The sequence below is a fragment of the Morganella morganii genome, from assembly GCF_041099235.1.
GTDB classification, from domain to species: Bacteria; Pseudomonadota; Gammaproteobacteria; order Enterobacterales; family Enterobacteriaceae; genus Morganella; species Morganella morganii_E.
The window spans coordinates 1-25,966 of record NZ_JBFZSO010000007.1; the positions used below are offsets into that span (position 1 = coordinate 1).

At 50.6% G+C, this 25,966-nt stretch carries 22 protein-coding genes, 2 tRNA genes and 1 rRNA gene; 19 read left to right on the forward strand and 6 right to left on the reverse strand.

Annotation, left to right across the window (positions count from 1 at the left end; genetic code table 11):
• The first annotated feature begins 149 nt into the window (after nt 1-149).
• A 5S ribosomal RNA gene (gene rrf, locus AB7038_RS12465) occupies nt 150-265 on the forward strand.
• Nucleotides 266-773: 508 nt separating this feature from the next.
• Here the strand turns inward: rrf and umoC are convergent.
• Nucleotides 774-1,193 (reverse strand): lysozyme inhibitor LprI family protein, encoded by a 420-nt coding sequence (umoC, locus tag AB7038_RS12470; protein WP_072871990.1) that lies wholly within the window; start codon nt 1,191-1,193, stop codon nt 774-776.
• Between the two features lie 56 nt (nt 1,194-1,249).
• Nucleotides 1,250-3,130, reverse strand: coding sequence for a glycoside hydrolase family 3 protein (locus tag AB7038_RS12475; protein ID WP_369453421.1), 1,881 nt, complete (start codon nt 3,128-3,130; stop codon nt 1,250-1,252).
• Between the two features lie 174 nt (nt 3,131-3,304).
• Here AB7038_RS12475 and AB7038_RS12480 point away from each other — a divergent pair, with 174 nt between their 5' ends.
• On the forward strand, nt 3,305-5,449 hold the full coding sequence (locus tag AB7038_RS12480; RefSeq protein ID WP_369453422.1) for an autotransporter outer membrane beta-barrel domain-containing protein: 2,145 nt from the start codon (nt 3,305-3,307) through the stop codon (nt 5,447-5,449).
• Nucleotides 5,450-5,512: 63 nt separating this feature from the next.
• Here the strand turns inward: AB7038_RS12480 and AB7038_RS12485 are convergent, their stop codons facing one another.
• Nucleotides 5,513-5,956 carry a PACE efflux transporter gene (locus AB7038_RS12485; protein ID WP_368889818.1) on the reverse strand — a complete coding sequence of 148 codons (444 nt, stop codon included), beginning with the start codon at nt 5,954-5,956 and terminating at the stop codon, nt 5,513-5,515.
• A 107-nt stretch (nt 5,957-6,063) separates the two neighbouring features.
• Between AB7038_RS12485 and AB7038_RS12490 the strand changes: the two genes are divergently transcribed.
• From AB7038_RS12490 to AB7038_RS12520, 7 genes are all read left to right on the forward strand, one after another.
• On the forward strand, nt 6,064-6,960 hold the full coding sequence (locus AB7038_RS12490) for a LysR family transcriptional regulator (protein WP_049245686.1): 897 nt from the start codon (nt 6,064-6,066) through the stop codon (nt 6,958-6,960).
• A gap of 41 nt (nt 6,961-7,001) precedes the next feature.
• The gene (locus AB7038_RS12495) at nt 7,002-7,628 is read left to right on the forward strand and encodes an ATP-binding cassette domain-containing protein (RefSeq protein ID WP_072871994.1); all 627 of its coding nucleotides are present in this window, start codon (nt 7,002-7,004) and stop codon (nt 7,626-7,628) included.
• A 79-nt stretch (nt 7,629-7,707) separates the two neighbouring features.
• Entirely contained in the window at nt 7,708-9,288 is a 1,581-nt protein-coding gene (locus tag AB7038_RS12500; protein WP_368889816.1) for an alpha/beta hydrolase-fold protein, read from the forward strand.
• 83 nt (nt 9,289-9,371) lie between these two features.
• Nucleotides 9,372-10,808 (forward strand): alkaline phosphatase, encoded by a 1,437-nt coding sequence (gene phoA, locus AB7038_RS12505; RefSeq protein WP_072871996.1) that lies wholly within the window; start codon nt 9,372-9,374, stop codon nt 10,806-10,808.
• Between the two features lie 328 nt (nt 10,809-11,136).
• Nucleotides 11,137-12,792 (forward strand): Na/Pi cotransporter family protein, encoded by a 1,656-nt coding sequence (locus AB7038_RS12510; RefSeq protein WP_368889815.1) that lies wholly within the window; start codon nt 11,137-11,139, stop codon nt 12,790-12,792.
• On the forward strand, nt 12,764-13,312 hold the full coding sequence (locus AB7038_RS12515) for a GNAT family N-acetyltransferase (RefSeq protein WP_368889814.1): 549 nt from the start codon (nt 12,764-12,766) through the stop codon (nt 13,310-13,312). The genes AB7038_RS12510 and AB7038_RS12515 overlap by 29 nt, the downstream gene beginning before the upstream one ends.
• A gap of 179 nt (nt 13,313-13,491) precedes the next feature.
• Nucleotides 13,492-13,752, forward strand: coding sequence for a DUF1435 family protein (locus AB7038_RS12520; RefSeq protein WP_187305401.1), 261 nt, complete (start codon nt 13,492-13,494; stop codon nt 13,750-13,752).
• A 36-nt stretch (nt 13,753-13,788) separates the two neighbouring features.
• Here AB7038_RS12520 and AB7038_RS12525 read toward each other — a convergent pair.
• The 3 genes from AB7038_RS12525 to rsmC all read right to left on the reverse strand — a co-directional run bounded on the left by AB7038_RS12525 (nt 13,789) and on the right by rsmC (nt 15,126).
• Nucleotides 13,789-13,875 (reverse strand) — tRNA-Leu (locus AB7038_RS12525).
• Nucleotides 13,876-13,923: 48 nt separating this feature from the next.
• Nucleotides 13,924-14,010: transfer RNA gene (locus AB7038_RS12530), tRNA-Leu, on the reverse strand.
• A gap of 102 nt (nt 14,011-14,112) precedes the next feature.
• Nucleotides 14,113-15,126, reverse strand: a complete 1,014-nt coding sequence (gene rsmC / locus AB7038_RS12535; RefSeq protein ID WP_369453423.1) for a 16S rRNA (guanine(1207)-N(2))-methyltransferase RsmC — start codon at nt 15,124-15,126, stop codon at nt 14,113-14,115.
• A gap of 91 nt (nt 15,127-15,217) precedes the next feature.
• Here rsmC and AB7038_RS12540 point away from each other — a divergent pair, with 91 nt between their 5' ends.
• The 10 genes from AB7038_RS12540 (at nt 15,218) to deoA (ending at nt 25,938) form a co-directional block, all read left to right on the forward strand.
• Nucleotides 15,218-15,628, forward strand: coding sequence for a DNA polymerase III subunit psi (locus AB7038_RS12540; protein ID WP_368889811.1), 411 nt, complete (start codon nt 15,218-15,220; stop codon nt 15,626-15,628).
• On the forward strand, nt 15,597-16,052 hold the full coding sequence (gene rimI / locus AB7038_RS12545; RefSeq protein ID WP_349418951.1) for a ribosomal protein S18-alanine N-acetyltransferase: 456 nt from the start codon (nt 15,597-15,599) through the stop codon (nt 16,050-16,052). Before AB7038_RS12540 ends, rimI begins: the two co-directional genes overlap by 32 nt.
• A gap of 111 nt (nt 16,053-16,163) precedes the next feature.
• Nucleotides 16,164-17,396 carry a flagellin lysine-N-methylase gene (fliB, locus tag AB7038_RS12550; RefSeq protein WP_369453424.1) on the forward strand — a complete coding sequence of 411 codons (1,233 nt, stop codon included), beginning with the start codon at nt 16,164-16,166 and terminating at the stop codon, nt 17,394-17,396.
• 124 nt (nt 17,397-17,520) lie between these two features.
• Nucleotides 17,521-19,110 (forward strand): peptide chain release factor 3, encoded by a 1,590-nt coding sequence (prfC, locus tag AB7038_RS12555; protein ID WP_369453425.1) that lies wholly within the window; start codon nt 17,521-17,523, stop codon nt 19,108-19,110.
• 260 nt (nt 19,111-19,370) lie between these two features.
• Nucleotides 19,371-19,775: a BON domain-containing protein gene (locus AB7038_RS12560; protein ID WP_004242077.1), complete on the forward strand. Its 405-nt coding sequence runs from the start codon at nt 19,371-19,373 to the stop codon at nt 19,773-19,775.
• A gap of 32 nt (nt 19,776-19,807) precedes the next feature.
• A complete protein-coding gene (locus AB7038_RS12565) occupies nt 19,808-20,872 on the forward strand; it encodes a patatin family protein (protein ID WP_368889808.1) in 1,065 nt (354 codons plus the stop codon).
• Between the two features lie 4 nt (nt 20,873-20,876).
• Entirely contained in the window at nt 20,877-21,659 is a 783-nt protein-coding gene (locus tag AB7038_RS12570; RefSeq protein ID WP_369453426.1) for a TatD family hydrolase, read from the forward strand.
• Nucleotides 21,660-22,031: 372 nt separating this feature from the next.
• On the forward strand, nt 22,032-23,297 hold the full coding sequence (locus AB7038_RS12575) for a NupC/NupG family nucleoside CNT transporter (protein WP_186849687.1): 1,266 nt from the start codon (nt 22,032-22,034) through the stop codon (nt 23,295-23,297).
• A 446-nt stretch (nt 23,298-23,743) separates the two neighbouring features.
• Nucleotides 23,744-24,523 carry a deoxyribose-phosphate aldolase gene (deoC, locus tag AB7038_RS12580; protein ID WP_369453427.1) on the forward strand — a complete coding sequence of 260 codons (780 nt, stop codon included), beginning with the start codon at nt 23,744-23,746 and terminating at the stop codon, nt 24,521-24,523.
• 92 nt (nt 24,524-24,615) lie between these two features.
• Nucleotides 24,616-25,938 carry a thymidine phosphorylase gene (gene deoA / locus AB7038_RS12585; RefSeq protein WP_368899303.1) on the forward strand — a complete coding sequence of 441 codons (1,323 nt, stop codon included), beginning with the start codon at nt 24,616-24,618 and terminating at the stop codon, nt 25,936-25,938.
• Nucleotides 25,939-25,966: the final 28 nt, after the last annotated feature.

The window sequence follows — 25,966 nt, forward strand, 5'->3', positions numbered from 1 at the left end:
TGCGTTGAGCTGACCAGTACTAATGAACCGTGAGGCTTAACCTGACAACACCGAAGGTGTTTTGAGTTGAGAGACGAGAGAATTTTTCAGCACAGTGAAGAGACAGAAGTCATTTACTGTGAAAGCTTGTTTTGGATTAAACGAATTTGCCTGGCGGCCGTAGCGCGGTGGTCCCACCTGACCCCATGCCGAACTCAGAAGTGAAACGCCGTAGCGCCGATGGTAGTGTGGGGTCTCCCCATGTGAGAGTAGGGAACCGCCAGGTTATTATTAAGTGAAGAAGCCACCCTTTGGGTGGCTTTTTTGCGTTTGGGGAAAAGAAAAATTACAGCCTGCGCCGGATTACAGGGGTAACCTGCTACCTGTGCTGATTACATTTTATCTATCATCACAACGATATTTTCATCATCCTGATATTCTCCAGATTTTATTTACTTAAAATCACCCGGACAAACTGAATCACCTGGTCAGCAGACATCCGGATAATCAAATTAACAATGGTATCCTGCCTATAATAGGGATACTGCTCTTAACTACCTTAGTTATTTCAGGAAAAGACAGAGGGGGCGGTTACACAGCAGTAATAAATATTACCGGGGATGATCAGTATGGTAAGTAATCCGTGTCAGTATCTGATAAATACCTGATGACATTTGCAGGATGGATTTGTAAAATTAGTTAATAAAAACAGTAGGTTAATAAGGGCTGTGGTTTAAATATTCAGGTCAGTTATTTGTGTCATGAATAACATGACCTGCTGTTTTTTCTGTAAATTAATTTTCCTGCAGCTGTTTTATCCGCCAATTTGTTAATTCAATCTGACAGGCTTTCATGATATCGCCGGCACCACTACCGCCGAGAGTTGCATCATAGCGATACCGGCATTCAGCATCGCGAAAAGCAATAAAGGTAGAGTGTGACAGGTTTAGTGACTGAATAGCTTGTTCACTTCCGGCGGAATTGAGTGATGCAATTTCCTGTTTTTGCTGTGCCAGAATCGTATTCAGCCGGGCATTTGCGGTATTCAGCTTTGCATCCAGGCAGCCTGCAATTTTTGTCCGTGGTGCATCCCCGACAGACTGATAGCATTGCTCCAGAGGACTCGATCCTTTTTCCTCCGCCACTGTTACAGCAGAAAAGCTGATGCTCAGACCGGCGATACCCAATATTACAGCAGTACGGGATAAATTCATTTTTTGCTCCTTATTTCAATGTTACTGGTTACAGAGTAAATTCAACAGGTATCTTTTCAATCCTGCCTATCATAGGTTTCCCCTGTGCCATAATGGTATAAAATAATACCACTTTCCGGATCTTTAATATCTACGGGTAAACGTCCGCCGGGATAATTAAGCGGACAGGCATTTTTACCTGAGAATAACGTCCGTAAGCCACTCCGGATATTAGTTTCCAGTGCATTACGCTGACCATTTGTAATATCAAATCCGGTAATACCATAGATAGCAATATTGGCTTTTACATTACTCAGATTCGCAATATCGTATGGATCCCGTGACGATATCACGACTAAAGGCATATCTGCATTATTAGCGGAGTTGATGATAAATTGCGCATTTGTATCACGCTCTCTAAGGTTGTAGGTGACCAGTAAAATAAGATCCTGCCCGCTGATCATAGTGCTTACTCTCTTTTCAGAGAACGTTTTCTGATCCGTTTTTATTTTTTGTGTAGTGACATGAATACGGGTTTCCGTTTCCCGTGCAATATCATTCAGATGTTTTTTAATTAACTGATTACGTGGATATTCATCGGAAATTACCAGAATTTTATTCTCCGGTTTCAGTTGGTAAGGCAGGATGTCGTCATTTTTTATAACAGTAACAGCCTGTTCCGAAATCTTATTTTCCTGATTTTTATGCTGTACAGAAGCAACAATTTTTTGCGCTTTCACCGGATCTGCCGGTGCCGCGCTGAGGGCGTTATTCAGTTTCATCAGAACCACCCGTTTTGCTGATTCATCGATACGTTGCTGCAGTTCCGGATTTTTTTGTGCCTGTTCATCCAGATAGCGGTATAAAGTGGCAAGGCGCTTCACCGCTTCTTCATCCCACATTTTTACCGGCATCAGAATAATATCTGCGCCTGCGGACAGAGCGTGCTCAACGGCAAAATTGAGCTCAAAGTTATCAGTGATGGCTTTCATATCCATGGCATCTGTAATTATCAGTCCCTGAAAATGAAATTCATTGCGTAATATACCGGTCAGAATAGGTTTGGATAATGTTGCCGGTGTACCCGCTTCTGAGCCGTCACGGGTTTTTATTTTTGTGTCGTCCAGTGCCGGTACAATAATATGTGCAGTCATAACTGCGTCTGCACCATGTTGCAGTGCATAAATAAATGGCGGTAATTCTGTCTGCCGCCAGCTTTTCTCATCTGATGTGACAACCGGAAGAGCGACATGTGAATCTGCTGAGACATTACCGTGGCCGGGAAAATGTTTCAGAGCAGTGATAAGCCTGTACTGATGAATACCACGGATATAGGCGGCTGACAGGGTTTCTGTCAGCTCTTTTCTGTCTGAATAAGCCCGTACACCAATAACCGGATTATGTTGATTATTATTGATATCCACAACCGGGCCAAAATTCATGTTAAATCCCAGAGCGGATAATTCACTGCCATGAATTTCACCGGTTAATCTTGCTGATTCCGGATCACGGGCAGCACCCAGAGCCATATTTCCGGGCATTTCTGTACCGACCCGTAACCGGGTGATATAACCCCCTTCCTGGTCAGTACTGATAAATAACGGAAGACGATAACGGGAGGATTGAATATCATTAATCAGTTTTACTGTTTGCGGAGTATCAATTAAATTTTCTCTGAATAATACAACCCCTCCTAACCTGTAATGATAGATAATATCTTTGATATCGTTATTTATATTAATAACAGGAATAGGAACAGGACTCCGGAACATATCCCAATAGCGAAAGTCAAGCATCATCAGCTGACCGATTTTCTCTGTCTGGTTCATTGCTGCAACAATTTGTTCAGCTGCCTGCTCAGGATTTTTTCTCAGTGTATTCAACTCATGAGGCGTTAGTGGTTCAGCAATTACCCTGAAACTGAATAGTATTATAAATAATAATATTGATTTTCTCATAATGACATCCTTTTCATGATGTTCTTTCAGTTGTTTATTATTGCCGTCTGTTTTTATTTTCTGAGTTATCAGACTGCTAATAATTCCTTTTATCCTGATAGCGTCATCCGGCGAATTTTTGTTCTAATTTCTGTTTGTCAGCAGGATATAACGGATGAATAAGGAAATCAAAAGATGATGCAAAAGACAGTATTGGCAAATGCAATCTGCGGCGTACTTTTAGTCAATTCAATGACAGCGTCGGCGGCGATAACCTATCAATATGAAAAGGATGTGACGAATAAGACCGTTATCGATAATCAGGTTGGTATTAAGCCGGGGTCTGGTGATGACGGGAGACAGACGATTGGTAAGGGCGGAAAGTCAATCAACAGCTGGATTTTTGATCATGGCAGTGTTGAGGTGGATGATGGCGGTATCCTGGATAAAGCCAAGGTAGGTGCGCCGAGAACCGCTTCTGAACTGAACAGCGGAAGCCGTCAAAATTTATATGTGCCGGCAAACCTTGATGGACAGGTCTATATATTTGGTGGCGGAAAGGCAACGGACACGCAAATTATTGGTAAGGGAATTGTTAATGTTGATAAAAATGGTCTTGTCAGTAATACATCAGTAGGTCAAATGGGGGTTCTGCGTTTTTTTGTTGGCGGAGAAAGCCGGGGGGCTCTGAATGTTGACCGGCAGGCATTTATTATTCTGGATAATGATAATTTTTATAGTAATGACAAAAATACAGTAATAGAGAAAGTTAATCTTTCTGGTAATCTCTTAATTCAGGATAAACTAACAGAGGAAAGGAATGAGGATTATAATATAAAGTGGGAAGGTCGTGATATTAATGTTAATCCGATAAATTATTTTCAGGTCGCTAATATTGATAAGCTTCATTTAGATCATGGCTCCGTCAGTCTGAACCCGAAAATAAAGGGTGCGGATGCAATATTTAATGAATTAGTGGTAAAAAATCTCAGCGGACAGGGGGCGTTTTCATTTCATTCTCAGATTGCTGATGATGTCAGTGATAAGTTAGTGGTAACCAATAATGCCACCGGTGATTTCAGTGTTAATGTTTATGATACCGGTAAGGATATTGTTGATCCGGATGAAACAGTTGAACTGATTGAAATTAATAAAGGTGATGCTGAATTCAAACTGGCCGGAAATAATGGCGTGATTGATTTGGGGATTTATAAATACCGGCTGATTAAAGGTATAAAGAGTAACGGGAAATCAACCTGGTATTTAGCGACAAAAGCAGACCATATTCCGTACCCGGATATTGATCCTGACGGAGAAACTCAGGGCGAACCGGATATTGATAAAAACGATGAGTATATTCAGGAAATTGATACAGAAACCGGAAAGGATATTACTGATGATACCAGTATACCTGAGCTACGGGATGTACTGTCCAACAGCGCACTGGCCGGGTTATCAATGGCATCAGTGAATCGTCAGATACTGCGCAGTGAGAATATATCCGGCCCGTCACGCCGTCATATTACAGACAGTTTGTCAGATAAAAAATATGGTGCATGGGCAAATTACCGTTATGACAACGCAAAGTTCAGTGACAGTAAAAGCAGTGCGTTCAGAAACAGCCTGAATATTCTGGAAATTGGTTACGATAAAGTCAATAAAGCGCGTTACGGTGATATTGCATTCGGTTTATTTACCAGCGCAGGGAAAACCCGATCGACATTTGATTATACGCCGGGGCAGGGAAATACGGACAGTTTTGCTATCGGTGGCTATACCCACTGGCAATATCAGGATTGGTATATCGCCGGTATGCTGAAAGGCTCGCATTTTAAAAATCGTGTTAGTACTCAAAGCAGTGGTGGCGGAGCAGTTGACGGCTCATTTAAGCAAAATGCGCTGACCGTTAGTGCGGAAGCCGGAAAAAAACTGGATATTACACCGGAAATCAGCTTAACGCCTTACGGGCGGATAGATTACAGCCGTTTCAGTGAGGCAAAATATCAGTTATCGAACGGAATGGATATTCATGCGCATAACAGTGACAGTGTAAACGGGGAAGTAGGGTCACGTCTCAGCATGAAGACGAAAATTAATGACATCAGCGTCAGTCCTTTTGTGAATATCGGTGTTTCACATGAGTTTGTGAAAAATAATAAAGTGACACTGAATAAAAAAGATTTTTCCGCAAGAAATGAAACCACTACCGGTAAATATCAGATGGGGGCAACGATTGAACTGACCCCGGATACCCGGATAACCGGCAGCCTGGGTTATCGTCACGGGGATAAAAATGAATCACCGATCAGTGCTTATATCGGATTAAAAGTCAGTTTCTGATGTTTATTTTTATCAGATAAAAAGCCATACCGTTTCTCAGGTATGGCTTTTTTAATATCGTTATTAATGTGTGACTGTCTCTTCCCGGGGTAATGCAGAGGCCGGAACCCCAAAGAGTTTGTCAAATGCCCAGTTAAAGAAGAATGTATAAATCGGGATAAAAATAATCAGGGCAAAATCCAGCAGGAAAGCCTGTATTAAACTGACCGATAACCACCATGCAATCAGCGGGATAAGGAACACCACCAGCGTCAGCTGAAACAGAATGGCGTGTACGCATCTGCGGCGGAATGTCCGGATGCGGGAAATCTGGCGGGATTCCCAGAATTCAAACAATGTATTAAAGATAAAATTCCAGCTGACGGCGATGGTGGTAATTGCCAGCGCCAGCGGCCCGGTCACACCGGCTGAATTGCCGGAAAGTATAGCCAGCGCAACTGATGAAATGACCCAGCCGATGAGTTCATAAGCGGTGATAAAGACCAGTTTTCGTTTTAAACCCTGCATATTGATATCCTGCTGCTGTTTACTGTAAAGAATGCAGGGAAAGTAAATCAATAGAGATGATAATAAAAGTCAGCTACTATCAGATTTTCTGACAGGCAGGAGGGGAAATGCCGTTTAACAGTGATAATTTACAGCTTTTTCTGACAGTGCTGGAGAAAGGCTCATTTTCAGCCGCCGCAAGGGCACTGCACCGGGTGCCGTCAGCGGTCAGTATGGCGGTGAGTAATCTGGAGGCTGAACTGGGTTTTGCACTGTTTGAACGTTCGGGCAGAGCGCCGGTACCGACAGAAAGAGCCCTGGCGCTGGCACCGTATGCCAGAGAGATAACCGATAAAATTCATCAGCTGAATGTGTTTACCCGCGAGCTGACGCAGGATGTGGAGAGCACACTGGCGGTGGGGGTTGCAACCTGTGTGAATCCGCAGGATCTGTTTTCTGCACTACAGATACTGAATCAGCGTTATCCGCTGCTGAAAACGGAAATTTTATCCGGGTCACAGGATGACATTCTGCCGCTGCTGCATCAGGGGCGGATCCAGCTGGCACTGGTTTTCGGCGGGCTGTATGTGGATCCGCGCGAGCAGTTTCACTGTATCGGTCATGAGGCCCTGGTGGCCACCATTTCAGCCACGCATCCTTCTTTATCTCAGCAACAGTCTGTTTATATTGAGGATTTGGTACAGGCGAAACAAATCGTTATTGCCAGTCTTCACCATTCTCTCACTGATGTGCGTTCACAGATGGCGACGAAAACCTGGCAGACTGATAATTTTTCGATGGCTTTGGGACTGGTTAAGGCGGGTATCGGCTGGGGGAATCTGCCGGAATCGATGATCCGGGCGGAAGTGGCGTCCGGAACACTGAAGGTGCTGTCATTCCGCAATACCCGCAATGGTCTGGTGCTGCCGGTGCATATTGTCAGCCGGAAAGGGGATGTGCTTAAACGTGGTGCTCAGGAGTGCATCGGGTTGCTGACGGAAAGCCGTGTGTCTGCGGGAAATTAGTTGTTATGATAACGGGATAAATCAGCAGAGAGGAAAAGCGTATGTTTGAAATCCGCGATTTACAGGTTATCCAGGGCGGAAAAACATTGTGGAACGGCCTTTCTTTCCGGCTGAATGCCGGTGAGCGTCTGGGGATCTCCGCACCCAGCGGGTTCGGGAAAACAACGCTGGGGCGGATCCTGGCACAGTGGCAGCAACCGTATGCCGGGGAACTGCTGCTCGACGGCAAGCCGGTACCGAAAACCGGCTATTGTCCGGTACAGCTGGTACCGCAGCATCCTGAGAAGTGTTTTAATCCGTACCGTACGACCGGTGCCGGGTTATATGATGCCTGGAAACCGGATGCAGAATGGCTGGAAAAGCTCAGCATTGAGCCCCACTGGCTGGAACGCCGTCCGGATGAATTATCCGGCGGGGAACTGGCAAGAATCGCACTGCTGCGGGCATTGGATCCGCGTACCCGCTTCCTGATTGCCGATGAGGTGACCGCGCAGCTGGATGCACATATTCAGGCGCAGATCTGGCAGGTACTGATTGAAGAATCAGAGAGACGGCCACTCGGGCTGGTGGTGTTCAGTCACAATAAGGCATTGCTGGAAAAGGTATGTACATCGGTATGGGTTGCCGGAGAGCCGGAAGAGAGCCTGCTGTCTGATGTGGCGGTTTGACTTTTCCGTCCGGTGGCATAAAAATACGAAGCTGATAAATAATAATGATAATTATTACTGATTTTAAAGGATCAGCGACGTGAAAAAAACTCTGCTCTGCTGCGCGGCATTTTCTGCATTTTCCGCGCAGGCCTCTTCTTCCTGTCAGTCGCTCTCAGCCCCGGATGAGAAACAGACGATGATGATTACCGGCACGTTTGATCACAACGGACAGGCCTGTGTGCAGTTGCCGCTGTCTGAAAAACAGGTTGTGACCGCTGAAAGTGAGAATATCCGTGATTTGTCACTCTATGACAGTCAGATGACACCCCGCCGGATGCTGCTTACCGACAATCCTGTCACAGAAATGCAATCTGTGACATTTACATTACCGTTTGATGACACCTGGACGCTGACCTCACAGGGGGTACCGGGCTCTGAATGGAAGTTAGCGCTTACTAACTATCCGTATCAGCCGCTGGTTGAAAACCTCTCCCTGCCGGTGGACAGTGTTCGCCTGCAGCAGCTGATAACGCTGGTTAACGGGGGTGATACCTCGGCTTTCTGGCAGGCGGTGACAGAAACTCCGCTGGTTGAGGAGTATGACGAGCACCACAAACGGATCACTTTCCTCTGGCGTGGTGCAAAAGTGAATGCTTACATACTTGGTGCACCTTCCGGACAGCATGATCCGATGGCCAGACTGAATGATACCGATATCTGGTATCGCTCCTACATTGTTCCCGCAGAGACTGTCAGCCAGTATAAAATCGCCCCGGATATTCCGCAGCTTGACCGTTCTGTTGAAGGTGCCCGCCGCAAAGCGCTGCTGAGCACTGCACAGGCGGATCCGCGTAACCCGCTGAGTGCGGGTGCAGACGGGGCGGATGAATTCAATCGTCATGCCATTATCGCGTTAGATAACAACAGAGTATGTGACTTCCGGACGCCCGGACAACAACCGGTTTTTGGTACGGTGGCACTGCATCAGCTGCACAGCGATATCCTGAATAACCAGCGGGAAATTGCGGTGTATACCCCGCCGGAGCCGGGTGCGGAGCCCTGGCTGCTGGTGCTGTTTGACGGGCAGATATACCGCAAAAACTATCATATCGTCACATTTATTGATCAGTGGGTGAAGCGCGGGGAAATCCCGCCGCTGTATGTGGTGATGGTGGACAGTATCAGCAGTGAGCAGCGCGGCAAAGAACTGCCGCCGAATGAGCTGTTCCCGCAGTTTCTGGACAAAGAACTGATGCGGTGGCTGGCACAGCAGGGTATTAATATCCCTGCAGCGCGGACCATTGTTTCCGGCAGCAGTTACGGTGGTCTTGCATCTTCCTGGAATGCGATGAAATTACCTCACCGTTTTGGCAATGTGTTGAGTATGTCCGGCTCTTACTGGTGGTCACCGGAGGGAGAGCCGCCGGAATGGCTGATTCGCGAGTTTGCAGGTACTCACAAACTTCCGCTGCGGTTTTTCCTTGAGGCCGGTGTGTTTGAAACCCGTGCCGGTGCCGGCGGGATTTTGCATAACAACCGGGCGCTGCATCAGGTTTTACAGGAAAAAGGTTATGAGGTTACCCGTGAAGAGCGTCCGGGCGGACATGACTATGTCTCATGGTGCGAAACCCTGCATTCCGGACTGATGTACCTGACTGACACAAAGAGGTCACAATAGTGTCACGCTGATGTCATAAGAGCGGATTAGGCTGTCCTGCGTTGATAACTGACTACTTTTTATTAATGACAAGGATTCTGCTCATGCTTCATGCGACGATGAAAACACGGGTTGCAGCTGCCGTCCTGGCACTGCTGACGGGCTCTGCATTACCGGCAGTTGCAGCGGGGAATGCAGATGCGATTCTGGCACAGGATCGCGCCGCCAAAGGCAATATTACGGAGTTCGGCGGTGCGCGCCGTCTGTCATCCGATCAGACTGAGGCACTCAAAGCTGCTATCGGTCAGACCAAAGCAAAAAATGTGATTCTGTTTATCGGCGACGGAATGGGTGATTCCGAAATTACCGTGGCGCGTAACTATGCAGAAGGCGCGGGCGGCGTGTTTAAAGGGATTGATGCCCTGCCGCTGACCGGCCAGTACACCACGTATGCGCTCGACAAGAAAACACAGAAACCGAATTATGTTACTGACTCCGCTGCCTCTGCGACTGCCTGGGCGTCCGGCGTGAAAACCTATAACGGGGCGCTGGGCATCGATGTTACCGGCAAACCGCACACCACCATTCTTGAGCTGGCAAAGAAAAACGGCAAAGCGACCGGGAATGTCACCACATCTGAAATTCAGGATGCCACGCCGGCAGCCCTGATCTCACATATCAGCCAGCGTAAATGCTACGGCCCGGAAGAAACCGCAGAGCGCTGCAGTGCGGATGCACTGGAAAACGGCGGGTTGGGCTCTATCAGTGAGCAGCTGCTGAATGCCCGTGCAGATGTCACGCTCGGCGGCGGCGCGAAGAGTTTCCGTCAGACAGCCAAAGCCGGGGACTATGCCGGGAAAACCCTGGAAGAGCAGGCGGCGGCACGCGGTTATCTGGTTGTGAAAGATGCAAAATCACTGGCGGATGTAAAAGCGGCAAACCAGGATAAACCGGTGCTCGGACTATTCAGTGACGGCAATATGGAAGTGGCGTGGGAAGGCCCGAAAGCTTCCTACCGCGGTAACCTCGATAAACCTGTCGTGGAATGTAAACCAAGTTCAAAACTGGACCCTAATGCCCCGACACTGGCTCAGATGACTGAAAAAGCCATTGATCTGCTTAAAGATCATGAAAAAGGCTTCTTCTTACAGGTGGAAAGCGCCTCTATCGATAAACAGGATCACGCGGCAAACGCCTGCGGCCAGATCGGCGAAACTGTCGCGCTGGATGAAGCTGTGCAGATCGGTATGGAATACGCGAAAAAACATGGTGATACGCTGGTGATTGTCACCGCTGACCATGCTCATTCCAGCCAGATTATTGAAGCGGATGTAGTCTCACCGGGGCTGACTCAGGCACTGCTGACCAAAGACGGCAGCGTGATGGCAGTTAACTACGGTAACTCGGAATCAGATTCGCAGGAGCATACCGGTGCCCAGCTGCGTGTGGCAGCTTACGGTCCGGGTGCGGCGAATGTGGTGGGTCTGACGGATCAGACTGATTTGTTCTTCACCATGCGGGACGCGATGGAACTGAAGTAATCTGCGGTACCTGATATTCACACTGTTCTGAAGTGCTTTTCTTCATGTTGATTGTATCATTTTGCTGATTTCAGCAGTGGCTGCCGCCGGTACTCTGTGCCGGCGGTTTTTTATTATTTTTTGTAACATGATGATTTTTGAAATATATTTACCATAAGGTATACTTATCCGATGTCCCGGCTCCGGGACAGATATCCTGTATTCCGTAAAACTGTGTGTTTTATGCGATTTTTTTCTTCTGATGGCGGCGGTGTTTATTACCATTATCACATTGTGGAACAGTACCTGTGTGATATACCGTTGATCTGATCGTTTTAACGGGACCCTTATGCTGACATTACTCCATCTTCTTTCATCGGTTGCGCTGCTGGTCTGGGGGACACACATTGTCCGGACAGGGATTATGCGTGTCTTTGGCGCGGATCTGCGGCGGCTGCTCGGAAAGAGCATCCGGAAAACATCACGGGCGTTTCTCGCCGGTCTGGGGGTAACTGCGCTGGTGCAGAGCAGTAATGCCACCGCATTGCTGGTGATCTCGTTTGTGGCGCAGGGCATGATAGCGCTGCCGCCCGCCCTGGTGATTATGCTGGGGGCGGATGTCGGGACGGCACTGATGGCACGGGTGCTGACGTTTGATCTTTCCTGGCTCTCACCACTGCTGATCCTGGCGGGGGTCACTACGTTTCTGAGTCAGAAAAAGAGCCGGACAGGGCAGCTCGGGCGGGTTGGTATCGGGCTGGGTCTGATTATCCTGGCGCTTCAGCTTATTGTTGCCTCCGCAGAGCCGATTACACAGGCATCCGCTGTTCAGGCTATTTTTACTTCACTGAGCGGGGATGCGGTGCTGGCGCTGCTGGTGGGGGCATTATTCGCGATGGTCAGCTACTCCAGCCTGGCCGCGGTTCTGCTGACGGCCACACTGAGTGCCACCGGTCTGGTGCCGCTGCATATCAGTCTGGCGATTGTCATCGGCTCCAATCTCGGCAGCGGGTTCCTGGCCATGCTGAGCAGCCGCGGTCAGAATGCGGTTGCGCGTCAGGTGGTGCTCGGCAGTATGCTGTTCAAACTGATTGGCTGTGTGCTGGTGCTGCCGTGGGTGAAACCGCTGGCGCTCTGGGTCGGCCAGTACAATCTGCCGGCGGCGGAAGTCGTTATTTATTTCCATGTGGTCTATAACCTGGTCCGCTGTGTACTGATGCTGGCATTGGTGAAACCGATGGCGCGGCTGTGTCAGCGGCTGATCGCCGAACCGGAGGCGGAAGAGGACAGTGCAGCCCCCCGTTATCTGGATCAGAGCGCGCTGGATACCCCGTCTCTGGCACTGGCTAATGCGGTGCGGGAAACCCTGCGGCTGGGGGATGTGATTGAACAGATGCTTCAGCGTTTTGACAGTCAGCTGGCGGGAAAAGGTGAGCAGAAACGGCTGATCGGCCACCTGGAAGAAGAAGCGGAGCTTCTGCACAGCAGTATCAAGCTCTATCTGGCACAGCTACAGCAAACCGAACTGGGGGAAAGCGATTCCCGGCGCTGGGCAGAGGTGATTGATACCGCGATGTCACTTCAGCAGTCCTCCCTGATTATCGGGCGGATGTCCCACGATGTGGCGAACCAGACAACCGACCCGCAGCGTATCTTCTCGAAAGACGGCTACGGTGAACTGACTACCATGATGTCGCGGTTGCAGAATAACCTCAATCTGGCGATGTCAGTGTTTGTTTCCGGGGATGTGGATAATGCGCGGCGGCTGCGCCGGGCAAAACACCGGTTCCGTCTGCTTAATCAGCGTTACTCTTTTGCCCATGTGGAGCGGCTGCATGTCAATAATCTGCAGAGCATCGGCAGCAGCCGGTTACATATCGGGCTGCTGGGGGATATGAAGCGTCTGAACTCTCTGTTTTGCTCTGTGGCATATCATGTGTTAGAAGGTGTCGCAGATATAAAAACAGAGACAACAAATGATGACACTTCTCACGAGACAGCTTGAGCGGCAGGAAATACCGCAGGTCTGGTCAATCGACCGGACTGAACTGATTGAACATCTGTATCTGCATCAGCACGGGGAGCTGGTGCTCTCCGCGCAGCGCTTTGACATGCGCGACTGGCCGGAGGGCGAGGCGGAGCATTACACGCCGATCCTGCTGGACAGTTTTGATCGCGGCGCACCGTTTTCCGGGGTATTTGACGGAGAGACGCTGGTGGCTGCTGCCAGTGTTGATCCGCGCCCGGTGGCATTTGAGGAAGATGAAACGGCGCTGCGTCAGCTCTCCTTCCTGCATATCAGTAAGGCGTACCGTGGCCGGGGGATTGGCCGTCAGCTCTTTGTCTGCTGTGAAACGGCAGCAAAAGAGATGGGCGCAAAGGGATTTTATGTTTCATCCATTCCGTCAGAAAATACCGTGCATTTTTATCAGCATCTGGGATGTGAACTGATCGCAAAGCCGGATCCGGCGCTGTTTGCCCTTGAACCGGAAGATATTCATTTTGTGTTTCTTTTCCGGAACTGATCATTTAACACATTAATATCCGTTCAATTTATAGACGCATTAATTATAGGTGTATGATTTTCAGGTATATAATCATGTGCCTTTTTTGCATTTTATGCGAAAAATCGGTTGCAACAGGCGGCAGATTACTTATGATAACGGGAATGATTCTCATTTCGTTATTGTAAGGAGTGGCTGTGATGCAAATCAAACACCCGCTTTCATCGTTTTTCTGGCAGCAGTTAACCGGGGTCGGTGGCATGATGCTGGCGCTGATACCGGTCGTGTTGTTTTTATCACAGGGGCATGAACAGAATGCTGCCCGTATTGCGTTAGCAGTGGTGATCCTGCTGACAATGCCGATGCTGTATAACCGTGTACTGCGTCATTTCCTGCTGATACCGGCAGGGATTGCGTTCGTTCTGGGAAGTCTGCTCTGGTTCGAGCATCTGAGGATGTGATATCCGGGAGGTGGTGTCAGAAGATTGTCATAACAGTGGTGCGAAGGGGGGGACTTGAACCCCCACGTCCGTAAGAACACTAACACCTGAAGCTAGCGCGTCTACCAATTCCGCCACCCTCGCAGGTACTGTCATTCAATCTGCTGTCAATTGTGTGTGATAAGATCTGATTGGTGCGAAGGGGGGGACTTGAACCCCCACGTCCGTAAGGACACTAACACCTGAAGCTAGCGCGTCTACCAATTCCGCCACCCTCGCAATTCAGAACTATCTTGTAACTGATAGCATGGAGGCGGATTTTAGCGGTTTTATCCGCGCCGTCAATAATTTTTTATCAAAATTGGTGACTTCGCTTACTTATTAGGCATTTGTAGCCAGGTAGACCTTAAATTTACCGGTTTGCGCCAGAACCTTATGCTGACCAAATGTGCTGTCCAGCAGATCCGGATACGGTAAAAAGGCGTTGGCCACGATACACAATTTTCCGCCGCGGTTCAGGCGGGCTTTGGCACCGGAGATAAGGCGCTGTGCGGCACTGTAGCTGGTGTTCAGACCGTCATGGAACGGCGGGTTGGCAACAATCCAGTCATAACGGTCACTGATATCCGAATACACGTCACTGGCGATCACGCGGCCTTCCAGCTGGTTCCGTGCCAGTGTTTCACGTCCGGCTTCAAGGGCGGCGGCTGAGACATCACTGAGCGTCAGGGTCAGTCCCGGGTTACGTTTTGCCAGTACGGTCGCGATAACGCCACTGCCGCAGGCAATATCCAGCAGTGACCCGGTCACCGGCTGATTCAGTGATTCCAGCAGCAGTGCACTGCCGACATCAATATTGTCCTGGCTGAATACACCCGGCAGCGTCACGATTTGCGCCCCTTCCGCAGTATAACTGCCGATCCAGTCTTTCAGGGCAAAGTGTGCCTGAGTGGTCAGCTCGCCGTAATAGAGGCCGCAGCGGCGTGCGCTGTCAATTTTGCGCAGTGCGGTGAACGGTTCTGTCATTTTTTCCGCGCTGCGGACACCACTGCGGTTTTCACCGACAATAAAAATATTACTGCCAACCGGCAGGCAGGAAAAAATTTGTGTCAGCTGGAACAGCGCTTCCTGTTTACTCTTCGGCCAGAAATAGATCAGTGTGTCGCACTGTGCGGCGGCTTCCGGGCTGACGGTCAGCGCAAATGCGGTGCGATCACCCAGCGGGGCACGCAGGGCCTGCCATTGATGATACTGGCTGGTGCTGACATACACTGACTGCGCGGAAAGCTGTGCAGCAAGGGGATCCTGAATGTCCCCGGCAAGCAGGACACGGCTCCCGGTAAATTCGTCTGCATGACGTAAAATCACTTCACTGGCCGGGGTAAGCATGGACATCCGTTAACTCCTGTAAATCATAATTCGGCAGCATTGGCGCAGGCAGCGCGCTTTGCTAAGATAGTGTCGTTTGTTATTTCAGGGATACATTATGACGCGACGAGACAGAATGCTGGCTCAGATGGGGATCACCCACTGGACACTGCGTCAGCCGCAGCGCCTGAAAGGGGAACTGTCTGTACAGATCCCGGCTTCGGCACGTCTGCTGATCATAACCGATGAGCAGGCAGATCTCACCTGTGATTTACTCAGCGATATATTCCGCAGCCTGAATATCACCGCGGATGATGTTTACTGCATCACACCGGATAATGTACAAAGTATCCCGGCGCAGACAAACTGCCTGTGCTGGCTGCCGGGAACGGAAGCTGAACTGCCGGATTCACTGCCTTCATTACACTCCCCCCGTCTTGCCGACCTGTATCAGGATGCACAGGCAAAACGCGGATTATGGACACAAATTTATCATTATGACCAAACTGTCACCGCTGCTTCCCGCTGATTTTGCCGCCGCATTCCGTATTGAACAGGCCGCTCACGCTTATCCCTGGAGTGAAGCCACATTCCGCAGCAATCACGGCGAACGCTATCATAACCTGAAACTGGAAACAGACGGGGAACTGGCCGGATTTGCCATCAACCAGACGGTACTGGATGAAGCAACGCTGTTTAATATTGCGGTTTCACCTGACCATCAGGGAAAAGGTTATGGCCGTCAGTTACTGGAAAAAGTGATTGAAGACCTGACAGCAAAAGGGATTGCGACACTCTGGCTGGAAGTCAGGGCATCAAACAGCCCGGCGATTGCGTTGTATGAATCGCTCGGTTTTAATGAAGTCTCTGTGCGGAAGAACTATTATCCGGCGGCACAGGGTAAAGAGGATGCGCTGATTATGGCGCTTTATCTGAGCTTCGGAATGTCATAGCGCGAAATGTAATAGAGCGATAAGTCAGATAAAACGGCGTTTTTTTATCCCTTTCGGTAATTTTCTGCGTGTTACTGTGATGGTATATATTTATCACAGGCGCGCCTTGTCATGTTTATCCGTAAAATTGTCACACCGATGTTTATCCGGCGCTTTGAATGCGTCGGTTCCGAATGCCTGTCACACTGCTGTCAGGATTGGTTTATCAGTATTGATAAAAAGACCTATAAAAAATATCACAGTGCTGACAGCATTGAAATTAAACAGATTTCCCGGGAGCATGTCCTCAAGTCAGAACGTGCCGGTGCTTATGCGTATATCCGGCTGACGGAAGAAAAAACGTGTCCGTTTCTGACGGAGAAAAAGTTGTGCGGGATCTACAGCAAGCTCGGCCCTTCGGCAATGAGTGATACCTGCCGTGAGTATCCGCGCAGTGAAATAAAATATCAGAACGCGACGTTTAAACGTTTGTCACTTTCCTGTCCGGAAGTTGTCCGTCAGTTGTTGTTTTCCGCCGATGCCATGCAATTGACAGAAGAAGAGCAGTATCTGAAAAAAGTACCGCAGGATGCGGTACTGACTGATCCGCAATACCTGGTGTACCTCTGGTGTCTGAATCTGGTGCAGGCTCCGTCGCCGGAGTTTGAGGATAACCTCTATGCCGTTATGCAGCTGCTGACGTTTATCAGTAGGCTCAATTATGACATTGAAGCGAATTTTGATCGTATTCAGGGCGTGTATGAATTTCTGCTCAATGCAACAGAAAACGGGGAACTGACGGCGGAGCGCAGAGCACTGCCGCACCCTGTCAGTTTTCAGACCGCAGTATTAAGTGTTTACGGCAAATTTATTCCGACCCTGTCCCGCAGCGGCAGTTTTTTACTTTCCACTTATATCAACACGCTCACACAGCTGGGGCTGGATGAGCAACAAACCACAGAACGCACGGAAGAAAACATGGCGCGTCTGCAATCGGAATGGAAAATACAGCAGCAGAGCAGTTGTCTGAATCAACCGTACACACTGCGTAATCTGTTTTCCTATCTGCTGTATCACAGTCAGTTTCCGCACACGGCTAATTTCGCCGGTGATGTTACCGGTTCCCGCAATGCCTTGTCTCACTTCAGTCTGCTGGTCATGGATTATTTTTACTTGCGGACCAATCTGGCGGCGCTGGCGGCCACGGAGGAACGGGCACTGCAAGAGAGTGATGTTCAGCTTTTGCTGGGCGCCTATTTCTCACTGAAAATGCATGTGAGTGATATTAATGCAGATTTACTGGCACTGATGGAACGTTGTCAGATGAGTGACGCAATCGCCTGTATCTGCCTGCTGGATAACTGACGGAGCCGGATTTTCAAGCTTTTGTTGTTTCACGGGGCAAACCGGGCGAAAATAAGCACCATTAATGAGAAATCAGAGGCGGAAACCGTGTGTTTCTGCCTCGCAGCCCCAGAAGAACGCCCAGATGTCAAATAATGCATTTTTACAGGAAGTGGCCAAACGCCGCACCTTTGCGATCATTTCGCACCCCGATGCCGGTAAAACCACTATTACCGAAAAAGTCCTGCTGTTCGGACAGGCTATCCAGAAAGCAGGTACAGTCAAGGGCCGCGGCTCTAATCAGCACGCCAAATCTGACTGGATGGAGATGGAAAAACAGCGCGGGATCTCAATCACCACATCCGTGATGCAATTCCCGTATCACGATGCCCTGGTGAACCTGCTGGACACCCCCGGGCACGAAGACTTCTCCGAAGATACCTACCGCACCCTGACGGCGGTGGACTGCTGCCTGATGGTCATTGATGCGGCAAAAGGGGTTGAGGATCGTACCCGTAAGCTGATGGAAGTTACCCGTCTGCGTGACACGCCGATCCTGACCTTTATGAACAAACTTGACCGCGACATCCGTGACCCGATGGAGTTACTGGATGAGGTGGAAAACGAGCTGAAAATTGCCTGCTCGCCGATTACCTGGCCTATCGGCTGCGGTAAGCTGTTCAAAGGGGTTTATCACCTGTACCGCGACGAAACCTATCTGTATCAGACCGGCCAGGGGCATACCATCCAGGAGGTCCGTACCGTAAAAGGGCTGAATAACCCGGATCTGGATGCGGCTGTCGGTGAAGAGCTGGCAGCACAGCTGCGTGATGAGCTGGAACTGGTACAGGGCGCATCCCATGAATTTGATGAGGAACTGTTCCTCGCCGGTGAACTGACGCCGGTCTTCTTCGGCACCGCGCTGGGGAACTTCGGGGTGGACCATATGCTGGACGGCCTGGTTTCCTGGGCACCGGCACCGATGCCGCGTCAGACGGATGTCCGCGAAGTGACAGCAAAAGAAGAAAAATTCACCGGTTTTGTTTTTAAAATTCAGGCCAATATGGATCCTAAACACCGTGACCGCGTGGCTTTCCTGCGCATTGTCTCCGGTGTGTATGAAAAAGGCATGAAACTGCATCAGGTCCGCCTCAAAAAAGATGTGGTAATTTCTGATGCGCTGACCTTTATGGCCGGAGACCGTGCGCATGTGGATTGCGCCTATCCCGGTGATATTATCGGGCTGCATAACCACGGTACTATTCAGATTGGTGATACCTTCACGCAGGGTGAGATTCTGAAATTCACCGGTATTCCGAACTTTGCACCGGAACTGTTCCGCCGTATCCGTCTGCGTGATCCGCTGAAACAGAAACAGCTGCTCAAAGGGCTGGTTCAGTTGTCTGAAGAGGGCGCGGTGCAGGTCTTCCGTCCGCTGGCCAACAACGACCTGATTGTCGGCGCGGTGGGTGTGCTTCAGTTTGATGTGGTGGTTGCCCGTCTGAAGAGCGAGTACAACGTCGAAGCGATTTATGAGGCGGTTAACGTCTCTACCGCCCGCTGGGTGGAGTGTGACGATGTGAAGAAACTGGAAGAGTTCAAACGTAAAAATGAACTGCATCTGGCACTCGACGGCGGCGATAACCTCTCTTATATCGCACCGACCATGGTGAACCTGAATCTCACCGCAGAACGTTATCCGGGTGTGAGTTTCCACAAAACCCGTGAACACTGACAGAAAAATGACGCGCCTCCGGGCGCGTTCAGGCCGTTGTCAAACCCGCAGGGATTGGCGACGACCGACAGAGGTTGTAAAAATAAACCAGGAAAATCAATCTATTGATTTTCGGCTGATAACACAAAGCAGGAAAAACCACGTTTTATCCTGCTTTGTCAGCAATCTCACGCGCCTCCGGGCGCGTTTTTTTTATGCCGGAGTTAAGATACACTGACAGACAGATGATGTTCATCATAAAAATGAAGAAGGAGATGATAATGCGCAATACCATGAAATCACTGGCCGTCCTGCTGGTCAGCGGCGCGCTGTTCAGTGCATCCGCCATGGCGGGGGAATCTCTGAGCCAGAAAGCCGGTCAGGCGTGGGACAGTGCTTCTCAGTCTGCGGAAGATTTGGGTAAGCAGGCTGAACAGAAATTTGATGGTGCGGTAAAAGATGCCTCGCTGCTGGTGGATGACAGCACGATCACCGCCAAAATCCGCGGTCAGCTGCTGAGCGCGGATGATATTGACAGCAATGATATCGCCGTGAAAACCATTAACGGTACTGTGTATCTCTCCGGGTTTGTTACCACGGATGCGCAGCGTACAAAAATTATCGATATTGCCAAAGGCGTTCCCGGTGTCCGTGCCGTGGAAGTCAGCATCGGGCAGTATAAATAACCGGCAGGTAATCTGCGCCGGGGGAAGACAGGATGGGAACGTATATCCCGGTAACACCCGGGAAAATCGCACCGCTGGCCTGGTTGCCTGATCCGCTTCAGGAGACCGGTAAACTGGCGCTGGTCTGTGAAGGCGGCGGCCAGCGCGGGATTTTTACGGCCGGGGTGCTGGATGAGTTTCTCAAAGCCGGATTTAACCCGTTTGATTTGCTGATAGGCACCTCTGCCGGTGCGCAGAACCTGTCGGCCTATCTGTGCGGTCAGCGCGGCTACGCCCGTCATGTCATCACCCGTTACACCACCGACAAACAATTCTTTAATCCGCTGCGTTTTATCCGCGGCGGAAATCTTATCGATCTTGACTGGCTTATTTCTTCAACCTCTGCGGAATGTCCGCTGAATATTGCGCATGCACTGCGGCGCTTTGAACAGGGGCAGGAATTTTATATGTGTGCCAGCCGGGCGGATAATCTGAATGCCGCGTATTTCAGCCCGCAGGCAGAAGACTGGCTGGAATATATCAAAGCTTCCAGCGCCATCCCCGGATTCTACCGTGAAGGGGTGGAGATTGACGGCATCACGTATCATGACGGCGGTATCAGCGATGCGGTACCGGTTATTGAGGCATGGCGGCGGGGCGCGACCCGGATTGTGGTGATCCGGACAGTGCCGTCACAGCTCTATTACACCCCGGAATGGGTGAAACGGATGGAGCGCTGGCTGGAAAAAAGCCATCTGAAACGGATGGTTGCCATGATGAAACAGCACGCCAAAAGTTATTACCGGACACAAAAGTTTATTCAGTCACCACCGCCCGGGGTTGAAATTGCTGAAATTTATCCGAATGCACCACTGGCAAGTAACGCGCTCGGCAGCCGGGTAAAAACGCTGATGCAGGATTACCGGCTGGGCCGCCGCAGCGGACGTTATTTTCTGGCAACACTCGGTGAGCGCTGGGCATCGTATGAACCGGTACGAAGTTCCGTACTGAGGGTTCCTCCCGCATCCAACGACAGCGACTCACAACTGCCGGTCACTGACGGCACCGCCGCTGTATTACATTCACCGGAACGCTCACCGGAAAGGCCGGCGGACTGAATAAATGCAATTTATTGATACCCACTGCCATTTTGATTTCCCGTTTTTTACGGATGATCTTACCCGCCACAAGGCCGCCGCGGCACAGGCCGGGCTGACCGATATTATTATCCCGGCGGTCAGTCACTGGAACCTCACTACTGTCGCCGGGTTGTGCCGGACATCCGGAGATACCTTTCCCCGTCTGCATGCGGCATTTGGTCTGCATCCGCTTTATATTGCGGAACACACCCCTGAACATCTGGAACAGCTTGAGTCGCTTATCACCGGAAGCGGGACAGAATGCGTAGCGGTCGGGGAAATCGGGCTGGATCGCTATATGGCGGATCCGCTGTGGGATAAGCAGCTGGATTTTTTTATTGCTCAGCTGAAACTGGCCGCGCGGACAGATAAACCGGTTATTCTGCACTCCCGCAAAACCCATGACACGCTTGCCGCTGTTCTGCGCCGCCACCCGGTACCCCGCAGTGGTGTGGTTCACGGCTTTGCCGGCAGTTTTGCCCAGGCGGATGCCTTTGTGAAGCTGGGTTATTACATCGGGGTCGGCGGGACGATTACTTACGACCGGGCTCAGAAAACCCGGCGGGCAATTTCACAACTCCCGCTCTCTGCGTTGCTGCTGGAAACCGATGCGCCGGATATGCCGCTCAGTGGTTTTCAGGGGGAACCGAACCGGCCGGAGCGGATTGTCCGCACGTTTGAGGTGCTTTGCTCTCTGCGCAGTGAGTCTCCGGAGGAGATTGCTGCTCAGATTTATCGCAACAGCTGTACACTTTTTTCCCTGTAATCATCTGATTAAGATTCCTGAATCGATTTTCCCGCGATTTTGTCCTGTTACGGCCTGCATTCTGTGTGTCAAATCACCTGAAATCACTTACAATTGTAAGCGTATGTTATTTCATGTTCGTCATCTGGTTAAATACCCGCCAATTCCCGGCTTTACGGGAGGATTTTCAGATAAAAACAGTTGAATAATGTGATTATCATCATATTTTTGTATTTTTTGTTACTTTTTTCAGTCGTTATTTGTGACGCAAGTTGATTGTTCACCGGACTGACCGGGTATAATCAGCGCCACAGGGTCCTGCTCTGAGCTGCATGCGGAACAGGGCTATTAATCTTCATTATCGTGAACAGGGATACTTCCATGCAACTCCTTATGAGTCTGGTCGGGATGGCTGTACTGATCTTTATCGCAGTACTGTTTTCCAGTGATCGCCGGGCAATCAAGCTGCGTACTGTTATCGGCGCATTTATTATTCAGGTGCTGATCGGCGCACTGGTTCTTTATGTCCCGGTGGGACGCAAAATCCTCCTGGCAATGTCTGACGGTGTCGCCAGTGTTATCGGCTACGGCCAGAAAGGGATGGACTTTATTTTCGGCGGCCTGGTATCCGACAAAATGTTCGAGGTATTCGGCGGCGGCGGTTTTGTCTTTGCTCTGCGCGTTCTGCCGGTTATTGTTTTCTTCTCCTCACTGATTGCCGTTCTGTATTACCTCGGCATTATGCAGCTTGTGATTAAGATCCTCGGCGGCGGCTTACAGAAACTGCTGGGCACTTCCCGTACCGAATCCCTGTCCGCGACAGCCAACATCTTTGTGGGACAGACTGAGGCTCCGCTGGTGGTACGTCCGTATATCTCCGGAATGACCAATTCAGAACTGTTTGCGGTAATGTGTGGTGGTCTGGCATCCGTGGCCGGCTCTGTTCTTGCCGGGTATGCGCAGATGGGTGTTCCGCTGGAGTACCTGATCGCCGCATCCTTTATGGCAGCGCCGGGCGGTCTGCTGTTCGCGAAACTGATGGTACCTGAAACTGAGCACTTTGATGATCGCACCGAAGCGATGGCCGGTATGGCGGAAGAAGAGCGCCCTGCCAACATTATCGATGCGGCGGCAAGTGGTGCCTCTTCCGGTATGCAACTGGCGCTGAACGTGGGTGCAATGCTGCTGGCGTTTATCGCGCTGATCGCCTTAATCAACGGTATCCTGGGCGGCGTCGGCGGCTGGTTTGACTATCCGCAGCTGTCACTGGAACTGATCCTCGGCTGGGTCTTCTCGCCAATCGCATTCCTGATCGGTGTGCCGTGGAGCGAAGCCATGACCGCCGGTTCGTTCATCGGACAGAAAATTGTGGTCAACGAATTCGTGGCCTTCATGAACTTCGGTGAATACATGAAGCCGGATGCACAGGTGATTGCTGCCGGTTTACAGCCGCTGTCTGATCACACCAAAGCGATTATCTCCTTTGCCCTGTGCGGCTTCGCCAACCTGTCTTCTGTTGCTATCCTGCTGGGCGGCCTGGGCGGTATGGCACCTAACCGCCGTAAAGACGTGGCACGTCTCGGTATGAAAGCTGTGATGGCCGGTACTCTCTCCAACCTGATGAGTGCAACCATCGCCGGTTTCTTCCTGGCGCTGTAATGTTCTTCCTGCACAGGTGAACCCGGTTCACCTGTGCACTTCACCGATTCAGTGTACTTGTCTTTCTGTCACTCCCTGTTTATCCCTTTCCTGCGCTATACTATGCCGTGAATATGTGCTGTCATTTTGCGCATACCAGGCCATTAACGTGATTTTTATCACATAATTGTATGTATTGATGTAAATGCTGTTATATAAACGTGATGAAAGGCACGTATTATAGCGCCGGGACATGCTCAAATACGGCATGGATACCCTATAACGGATTCGGTGATTCTGTTTACCAGTCACCTGTATTACAGCGCGGTGAGAAGGATCTCAGCGTTAACTCTTATCTTAAGAGAGACAACGTCTTCACGGAACCAAGTCCCGCTCGCCAACACATTTTGCATCGTTCAGATATTGCGTCTGCCCGGCAACGGCGCAGACATACGTTGGAGAGTTTTATGACCGATTTAACCGCCGCAGCGCAGCGCGCGCTGTCCTTAATGGATTTAACCACCCTGAATGATGATGATACTGACGCGAAAGTCACCACGCTGTGTCATCAGGCGAAAAGCCCGGCCGGCCAGACTGCGGCCATCTGCATTTATCCGCGTTTTATCCCGCTGGCCCGTAAAGTTCTGCGTGAGCAGGGTACGCCGGAAGTGCGTATCGCGACGGTCACCAACTTCCCGCACGGTAATGATGACATTGAGATTGCACTGGCTGAAACCAATGCTGCGATTGCTTACGGCGCAGATGATGTGGATGTGGTGTTCCCGTACCGCGCACTGATGGCCGGTAATACACAGGTTGGTTTTGATATGGTGAAAGCCTGCAAAGAAGCCTGTGCGAAACACAATGTGCTGCTGAAAGTGATCATCGAAAGCGGTGAGCTGAAAGATCCGGCGTTAATTCGTCAGGCATCCGAAATCGCCATTAAAGCCGGTGCTGATTTTATTAAGACCTCCACCGGTAAAGTGCCGGTCAACGCCACGCCGGAAACAGCGGAAATCATGATGACTGTGATCCGTGATATGGGCGTTGGTAAAACCGTTGGTTTCAAACCGGCCGGTGGTGTCCGTACTGCGGAAGAAGCCGCACTGTATCTGGCGATGGCTGACCGTATCATGGGCGAAGGCTGGGCTGACTCCCGTCACTTCCGCTTTGGCGCATCCAGCCTGTTAGCCAGCCTGCTCAACGCACTGGGTTACGCAGACGCCAAATCTGACAGCAAGTATTAATCTCGCTTTCCGGGCCGCTTTTGCCGCCCGGCTTTCTGATTAACCCGGCACCTCCGGTGCCGGGACGGATCAGGTATTTTAAGGAGATCTCTGTGTTTCTGGCTCAGGAAATCATTCGCAAAAAACGGGACGGACATCCGCTCTCTGATGAGGAAATCCGTTTCTTTATTAACGGCGTGCGTGATAACTCAGTCTCTGAGGGACAAATTGCCGCACTGGCGATGACGATATATTTCCATGATATGAACCCGCAGGAGCGTGTCTCGCTGACATTGGCGATGCGGGATTCCGGCTCGGTGCTGGACTGGAAAAACCTTGATTTACCGGGCCCGGTTGTGGATAAACACTCCACCGGCGGCGTGGGGGATGTGACCTCCCTGATGCTTGGCCCGATGGTGGCTGCCTGTGGCGGCTATATCCCGATGATCTCCGGCCGCGGCCTGGGACATACCGGCGGCACGCTCGACAAACTGGAAGCTATTCCGGGCTTTGATATTTTTCCGGATGATGAAACCTTCCGCCGTATTATCAAAGAGACCGGTGTGGCGATTATCGGCCAGACCAACTCACTGGCGCCGGCGGACAAACGTTTCTATGCGACCCGCGACATTACGGCAACCGTGGACTCCATTCCGCTGATCACCGCCTCTATCCTCGGCAAAAAACTGGCCGAAGGACTGGATGCGCTGGTGATGGATGTGAAAGTCGGTTCCGGGGCATTTATGCCGACTTATGAATTATCAGAGCAGCTGGCGCAGGCGATCGTACAGGTTGCCAACGGCGCGGGCTGCCGGACCACTGCACTGCTGACCGACATGAACCAGGTGCTGGCATCCAGCGCCGGTAATGCGGTGGAAGTGCGTGAAGCGGTGCGTTTCCTGACCGGTGAGTACCGCAATCCGCGCCTGTATGAAGTCACTATGGCGCTGTGCAAAGAGATGCTGGTTTCCGGCGGACTGGCGGCTGACCGCACAGAGGCGGAAGCAAAATTACAGCGTGTGCTGGATAATGGTAAAGCAGCGGAAGTTTTCGGACAGATGATTGCCGCACAGCGCGGACCGGCTGATTTTATCGAGCGTTATCCGCACTATTTGCCATCGGCAGTGCTCAGTAAACCGGTCTATGCTGAGACCGAAGGAATTGTGACCGCAATGGATACCCGCGCACTGGGGATGGCGGTTGTCTCTCTGGGCGGCGGACGCCGTAAGGCCAGCGACCCGATTGACTACAGTGTCGGGTTAAGTGATATCGCGCCGATCAACTGTGTTGCTGACGGACAGATGCCGCTGGCGATGATCCATGCCAATAATGAAGATGCGTGGAATGAAGCGGCTCAGGCAGTGCGTCAGGCGGTCACACTCAGTGAGAGCCCGGTTACAGATACCCCGCTGATTTACCGCCGGATCAGCGAATAAGAACAATTTTGTTATTCACGCGGAGCCC

Coding starts and splice junctions, on each gene's coding strand:
- AB7038_RS12490 (WP_049245686.1), top strand. CDS start 6,064: ATGCCGTTTAACAGTGATAATTTACAGCTTTTTCTGACAGTGCTGGAG.
- AB7038_RS12570 (WP_369453426.1), top strand. CDS start 20,877: ATGCAATTTATTGATACCCACTGCCATTTTGATTTCCCGTTTTTTACG.
- prfC (WP_369453425.1), top strand. CDS start 17,521: ATGTCAAATAATGCATTTTTACAGGAAGTGGCCAAACGCCGCACCTTT.
- AB7038_RS12540 (WP_368889811.1), top strand. CDS start 15,218: ATGACGCGACGAGACAGAATGCTGGCTCAGATGGGGATCACCCACTGG.
- AB7038_RS12475 (WP_369453421.1), bottom strand. CDS start 3,130: ATGAGAAAATCAATATTATTATTTATAATACTATTCAGTTTCAGGGTA.
- phoA (WP_072871996.1), top strand. CDS start 9,372: ATGCTTCATGCGACGATGAAAACACGGGTTGCAGCTGCCGTCCTGGCA.
- AB7038_RS12480 (WP_369453422.1), top strand. CDS start 3,305: ATGATGCAAAAGACAGTATTGGCAAATGCAATCTGCGGCGTACTTTTA.
- deoC (WP_369453427.1), top strand. CDS start 23,744: ATGACCGATTTAACCGCCGCAGCGCAGCGCGCGCTGTCCTTAATGGAT.
- AB7038_RS12495 (WP_072871994.1), top strand. CDS start 7,002: ATGTTTGAAATCCGCGATTTACAGGTTATCCAGGGCGGAAAAACATTG.
- AB7038_RS12515 (WP_368889814.1), top strand. CDS start 12,764: ATGATGACACTTCTCACGAGACAGCTTGAGCGGCAGGAAATACCGCAG.
- fliB (WP_369453424.1), top strand. CDS start 16,164: ATGTTTATCCGTAAAATTGTCACACCGATGTTTATCCGGCGCTTTGAA.
- AB7038_RS12565 (WP_368889808.1), top strand. CDS start 19,808: ATGGGAACGTATATCCCGGTAACACCCGGGAAAATCGCACCGCTGGCC.
- AB7038_RS12520 (WP_187305401.1), top strand. CDS start 13,492: ATGCAAATCAAACACCCGCTTTCATCGTTTTTCTGGCAGCAGTTAACC.
- rimI (WP_349418951.1), top strand. CDS start 15,597: ATGACCAAACTGTCACCGCTGCTTCCCGCTGATTTTGCCGCCGCATTC.
- rsmC (WP_369453423.1), bottom strand. CDS start 15,126: ATGTCCATGCTTACCCCGGCCAGTGAAGTGATTTTACGTCATGCAGAC.
- AB7038_RS12560 (WP_004242077.1), top strand. CDS start 19,371: ATGCGCAATACCATGAAATCACTGGCCGTCCTGCTGGTCAGCGGCGCG.
- AB7038_RS12575 (WP_186849687.1), top strand. CDS start 22,032: ATGAGTCTGGTCGGGATGGCTGTACTGATCTTTATCGCAGTACTGTTT.
- AB7038_RS12510 (WP_368889815.1), top strand. CDS start 11,137: ATGCTGACATTACTCCATCTTCTTTCATCGGTTGCGCTGCTGGTCTGG.
- umoC (WP_072871990.1), bottom strand. CDS start 1,193: ATGAATTTATCCCGTACTGCTGTAATATTGGGTATCGCCGGTCTGAGC.
- AB7038_RS12485 (WP_368889818.1), bottom strand. CDS start 5,956: ATGCAGGGTTTAAAACGAAAACTGGTCTTTATCACCGCTTATGAACTC.